This is a genomic window from Dactylosporangium darangshiense, from assembly GCF_039537565.1.
Taxonomy (GTDB): Bacteria; Actinomycetota; Actinomycetes; order Mycobacteriales; family Micromonosporaceae; genus Dactylosporangium; species Dactylosporangium darangshiense.
In genome coordinates this window covers 1-6,560 of sequence record NZ_BAABAT010000128.1, presented here as the reverse complement: position 1 = coordinate 6,560, position 6,560 = coordinate 1, and the positions used below count along the sequence as shown (strand labels likewise).

Genomic DNA, 6,560 nt, shown 5'->3' with positions numbered 1-6,560 from the left:
CACGCTCCACACACAGACCAACCAACGACTCCGCACCCACACCCAACCCACGCAACCGCCCAGCCAAACCCAACACCCGCCGCCGCAACACCCCATACGTCAGCACCACATCACCGCACCGCACCGCCACCCGATCCGGATCCGCCACCGCCCAACCGGCAATCTGCGCACCGACACCACCCGACCACGGCACCACCGGATCGCCCGCGCACCACACCGCCAGATCCGCCGACTCCACCGACGTCAACACCGAAATCTCCGACAGCCGCGCGCCGCCGTGGGCGGCGACGCCCGCCAGCACCCGCTGCAGATGTCCGACCAGCCGCATCATCCGCGCGTCGTCGAACAGCGCCGTGCTGTACTGCACCGCGCCCGCCAGGCCGCCACCGACCTCGCCCAGCGACAGCGACAGGTCGTACTTCACCGGCATGGACATCCGCACCGGCCGCATGGTGTCGCCCGGCTCGTCGCCGTCGTCGGTGACGTAGTTGAACTGGACCTGGAACAGCGGCGTGCGCGACCGGTCGCGGTCCACGTCAAGGGCGTCGACCAGCTGCTCGAACGGCAGGTCCTGGTGCGCGTACGCGGCCAGGGTGCCCTCCCGCACCCGGCCGAGCAGCTCCGCGAACGTCGGATCCCCGGACAGGTCCGTGCGCAGCACCAGCGTGTTGAGGAAGAAGCCGATCAGGCCCTCGATCTCGGCCCGGTTCCGGTTCGCGATCGGCGTGCCGACCACGACGTCCTCCTGGCCCGAGTACCGGCCCAGCAGCACCGTAAAGGCACCCAGCAGCGTCATGAACATCGATGCGCCCGCGTCCCGGGCCACCGCCCGCAGTCCGTCGGCCACCTCCCGCGGTACGACAAACTCGATCATGGAACCCTCGGTCGACCGGACCGGCGGCCGCGGCCGATCCGTCGGCAGCTCCAGCACCGGCGCCCCGGCGAGGGCGTCCCGCCAGAATCCGAGCTGCTCTTCCAGCACCGGCCCCGACAGCCACCGCCGCTGCCACAGGGCGAAGTCCGCGTACTGCACCGGCAGTGCCGGCAGCCGCGGCTCGGTCCCGTCCCGGAACGCGGCGTAGAGCCCGCCCAGCTCGCGCTGGAGGATCGCCATCGACCACTCGTCGCCCACCACGTGGTGCATGGCCAGGCTCAGCACGTGTTCGCCGGCCGCGGCGCGCAGCAGCGTCGCCCTCAGCAGCGGGCCGGCCGCCAGATCGAACGGCACGGCCATGTCGGCGGCCAGCCACGCCTTCGTCGCCGCGGCGGGATCCGGCCGCCCTGAGAGGTCCACGACCGTCAGGTCGAACCGCTCCGGCGCCGGGTCGATGATCTGGTACGGCACGCCGTCCCCGTCGGGAACCAGCCGGGTCCGCAGCACCTCGTGCCGCCGCACCAGCGCCCCGAGTGCCGAGGCCAGCGCCGGCACGTCGACGGCGCCGGGGAACGGCACCGTGATCGCCATGTTGTACTCGACCGAACCCGGATCCAGCTGCGCCAGGAACCACATCCGCTGCTGCGCGAACGACAGCGGCAACGGTTCACCCGCGCGGCGCGGCTGAATCTCGTGCGCGCGCCGCTCGCCGCGCAGCCGCCGGGCCAGCAGTTCTCTCCTCGACTCCGAAAGCATCAAGACTCCATCAGTCAGCGCGGCGAGTTGGGCGTGTCGTCCTGCGAACGCTGCCATCCGGCAAGTTCGGCACTCAGCCAACGGCCGACGCTCTCGGCGCTCTCGCCATTGACCACGGTCAGGTGCTTGCCCGGGACGTCGACGACCTCGAATTCCGGGACGATCATGCGCCATTGTTCGAGCGTCCGGCGCTGCAGCTCCGGCGGGTCGTACTGCGGCATGAACAGCACGACCCGGCCGTCGTACCGCAGTTGCGTCCGGGCCATGCGGGTCCGGTACCGCATGCTCGCCATCGAGTTCAGGTGACGGACCTTGCGCGCCCGCAGCCACTGCTGGTCGCCGGCGCGTGCGGCCGCGGTGCCGTCCTCGTCGAAGTCCCAGGCCTTCAGGATCTCCTCGATCGCGGCCTCGAACCCCGGGCCGCCGGCGATCGCCTCGTCGATGCTGCGCAGCAGGCGCAGTTGCTGCTTGCGCTCCTCCCGCAGGACCCGCCGGCGGCGCAGCGCGTGATGCGGCGGCCCGACCAGCAGGACGGCGGCGACGTCGCCGCCGGCCGCCCGCAGCTGGTGCGCCATCTCGAGCGCCACGTAGGCGCCCATCGACCAGCCGGCGAAGACATGCGGCCCGTCGCGCTGGATCCGCAGCACCTCTTCGAGGTAGGCGGCGGCCATGTCCTCCACGGCCTCGCGCGGCTCCTCCTCGTCGGTCAGCCCGCGCGACTGCAGCCCGATGAAGCGCTGCCCGTCCGCGAGGTGACCGGCCAGCTCGGCGAAGTCCGTCACGGTTCCGTTCGAGGAGTGCACGAAGAACAGGGCCGGATCGGCGGTACCCCGGCGAACCTCGATGGCCGCCCGCAGCCGCAGCGCCTCGGAGCGCTCCTCGACGGCGGCGGCCGTCGCGGCGATCGTCGGCTGGTCGAAGAACTCGCCGACGCTGATCTCGTACCCGGCGCCACGAATGCGCGCGACGGCCTGGGTGGCGAGCAGCGAGTGCCCGCCGAGCTCGAAGAAGTTGTCGTGGATGCCGACCTGCCCGAGCCCGAGCACCTGCGCCCAAATCGCGGCCAGGGTCTCTTCGGTCGGCGTCCGCGGCGCCACATAACTGTCAGCCGGCCCCACATGCACCAACTCCGGATCCGGCAACGCCCGCCGATCAAGCTTCCCGTTCGCGGTCAACGGCAACGCCGCCAACTCCACAAACAACCCCGGCACCAGATGCTCCGGCAACCGCGCCCCCAGGAACCGACGCAACTCCGCAACGGACGGCATCCCGTCGACCGGCACCACATAGGCGACGAGCCGACGGCCCGCATCCACCCCATGCCCGGTCACCACCGCCGCACCGACCCCCGGATGCGCCAGCAACGCCCCCTCCACCTCACCGGGCTCGATCCGGTAGCCACGAACCTTCAACTGGCTGTCAGCCCGGCCCAAGAACTCCACCGTCCCGTCGGCCCGCCACCGCGCCCGATCCCCCGACCGGTACATCCGGCTCCCATCACCAGCGAACAGGTCCGCGACAAACCGCTCACCCGTCAACTCCGGACGCCCCCGATAGCCGCGGGCCACACCGAAACCGCCGATGAACAGCTCACCGACCACACCGGCCGGCACGGGTTGCAGCCACTGGTCCAGCACATACAACCGGGCACCCGGCAACGGCCCACCGATCGGCACCCGATCCCCACCCACCACAACGGGCGTGAGCTCCATCCCGGCCACACCGACGGTGGTTTCGGTCGGCCCGTAGTGGTTCGCCACCCGAACCCCATGCTCGCCGGCCACGGCCAGCAGTCGGCGCAGCCATTCCGGCGAGGCTGCCTCGCCACCCAGCACCAACGCCCGCCCCGGCAGCAGTTCCGCCAACCCGGCCCCGTCGGCGAGGCCGGCCAGATGCGACGGCACGATCTTCACAAAGTCGATCGCATGCTCGACCAGGAACGCGGCCACCGCCTGCGGGTCGGTCACCGTGGCCGGATCGGCGAAGTACAAGCAGCCGCCGCTGGCCAACCCACCGAACAACACCGTGTTCACAAAATCGGTACCCGCCGGCTGCAGCACCCCGTACCGGCCACCCGGCGCACCGAACCCGACCCGCTCCAACACCCCCGACACGTAGCTGAGCAGACCAGCGTGGGTGACCACCACACCCTTCGGACGACCCGTCGAACCCGACGTGAACATCACATACGCCGCTTGACTGACCGCCCCCCGCACCACCGGCACCACCGCCGCCGCAGTCAACGCCGGGTCGTCGAGATCGATCGTGCGGATCCGGCCGGCCGGAACCTGCTCCAACAACTCCTCACGACCGAGAATGACCGAGACGCCGCCCTCAGCAAGCATGAACGCCAGCCGGGACACAGGCGCCCGCACATCCAACGGCAGATACGCCCCACCGGCCAGCCACACCCCCAGGACTGACACCACCACATCGACACCCGCATCAGCCGCGACACCCACCACGGTCTCCGGACCCACACCCACCGACCGCAGATATCCCGCCAGGCCCGACGCCCGCTGCCAGATCTGCCCGTAGGTCCAGGAACCGGAAGCATCCACCACCGCCGGCCAGTCCGGGTTGCGCTGCACCCAGCCTGCGACCAGGTCATGGACGCCCGCCACCGGCGGCACCGCCACCGACGGGCCCGACTGCCAACCCGCCAACACACCTTGCTCGGGGCCGGTCAACAGGTTCAGGCCGGACAGCCGGCCGTCCGCGCCCGCCGCGACCGCACCGGCCAACGCCAGGAAATGCCCGATCAGACGGCGCATCGACGACTCATCGAACAACGCCGACGCGAAATGCACCGCACCGACCAGGCCACCGGCCCGCTCAGCCACAATCAACCGCAGATCGAACTTCGCCATCATCGGACGCACGACACTCTCGTCCTGCGTGAAGTCCTCCACCTCCGCACTGCGCTCGGCATCAGCGAAGTAGTTGAACAACACCTGGAACAACGGCGACCGCGACCGATCCCGATCCACATCCAACGCATCCACCAACTGCTCGAACGGCAGATCCTGATGCGCGTACGCGTCGAGGGTGCGGGCCCGGACACGACCCAGCAACTCCGCGAACGTCGGATCACCAGACACATCCGTGCGCAACACCAGCGTGTTCACGAAGAACCCGATCAGACCCTCGATCTCCGCGCGGTTGCGGTTTGCGATCGGGGTGCCGACCACGATGTCGTCCTGGCCCGAGTACCGGCTCAACAACACCGTGTACAACCCGAACATCGTCATGAACATCGACACACCCGCATCCCGCGCGACCGCCCGCAGACCGTCACTCACCGCACGCGGGATCGCGAACTCGATCACCGAACCCTCGCTCGAACGCACCGGCGGCCGCGGACGATCCGTCGGCAACTCCAGCACCGGCGCACCCGCCAAGGCCTCCCGCCAGAACCCGAGCTGGCCCTCGAGCACCTCACCGGACAGCCAACCCCGCTGCCACACCGCAAAGTCCGCATACTGCACCGGCAACGCCGGAAGCTCCGAACCGGCGTACAACGCGCCCAGCTCGTTGCGGAGAATGCCCGCCGACCACTCGTCGCCCACCACGTGATGCATCGCCAACGCCAGCACATGCTCGTCCGCCGCCACCCGCACCAGCGTCGCCCGGAACAACGGCCCCGCCGCCAGATCGAACGGCACCCGACCATCGGCCGCCAGCCACGCCTCCGCCGCCGCGACCGGGTCCGGCTCCGCGGACACGTCGACGACCGGCAGTTCGAGCCGCTCCGGGGCGGGATCGATGATCTGGTACGGCACGCCGTCCTCGCCCGCGACCAGCCGGGTCCGCAGCACCTCGTGCCGCGCGACCAGCCCACCCAGCGCGGCCGCCAACGCCGGCACATCCACCTCGCCATCGAGATGGATCGCGGCCGGCATGTTGTACTCGACGGAGTCCGGCTCCAGCTGCGCCAGGAACCACAACCGCTGCTGCGCAAACGACAACGGCAGCAACCCATCGCGGCCGACCGGCACGATCGGCGGCGCAACCGCGCCCGGCACGGCGGCCTCGATCACCGCCGCCAGCGCCGCGACGGTCGGCGCGTCGAACAACGCCGCCACCGGCACCTCAACGCCAAACACCGACCGCACCCGCGACACCACCCGCGTCGCCAGCAACGAATGCCCACCCAGCGCGAAGAAGTTGTCGACGGCCCCGACCCGCTCCACCTCGAGCAACTCGGCCCAGATCCCGGCCAACACCTCCTGCACCGGTCCCGTGGGGGCGACGAACGCCTCCACCAGATCCAACCGAGCCGCATCCGGGGCTGGCAACGCCGCCCGATCCACCTTCCCGTTGACATTGAGCGGAAGCGACGCGAGCTCCACGAACACCGCCGGCACCATAAACTCCGGCAGCCGGTCACGCAGGAATCCGCGCAACGGCTCCACCCCCGGCACGCCCACCGCCGCATCCACCGGCACCAGGTACGCCACCAGCCGCCGATCCGCCTCATCACCATCGGCGACCACAACCGCGCCGTCGATCGCCGGATGCTCCCGCAGCACGGCCTCGATCTCGCCCGGCTCGATCCGGAACCCACGGACCTTCACCTGCGCATCCGCCCGACCCACAAACTCCAACCGACCGTCGCCCCGCCACCGCACCACATCTCCAGAGCGGTACAACCGACCGCCATCGCCGGAGAACGGGTCGGCGATGAACCGCTCCGCGGTCAACTCGGACCGGCCCGCATACCCGCGAGCCACACCGATCCCACCGATCAGCAGCTCACCCGACACCCCAACCGGCACCGGCCGCAGCTCGGCATCCACCACAAACACCCGCACATTGCCCAGCACCGACCCGATCGGCGGTGCCGACCCGTCCGACACGGTCAGGCCGGCCGTGCTCATCACCGTCGCCTCGGTCGGACCATACGTATTCACCAGGCGCGAACGGCCCG

2 protein-coding genes are annotated in these 6,560 nt (G+C 70.3%); both read right to left on the bottom strand.

From position 1 onward, the window contains the following. Positions 1-1,630 (bottom strand): condensation domain-containing protein (locus tag ABD901_RS57905; protein ID WP_345144822.1); only part of this gene is annotated, 1,630 nt, incomplete at its 3' end. Positions 1,631-1,644: 14 nt separating this feature from the next. Further along, positions 1,645-6,543, bottom strand: a complete 4,899-nt coding sequence (locus ABD901_RS57900; protein ID WP_345144820.1) for an amino acid adenylation domain-containing protein — start codon at positions 6,541-6,543, stop codon at positions 1,645-1,647. Positions 6,544-6,560: the final 17 nt, after the last annotated feature.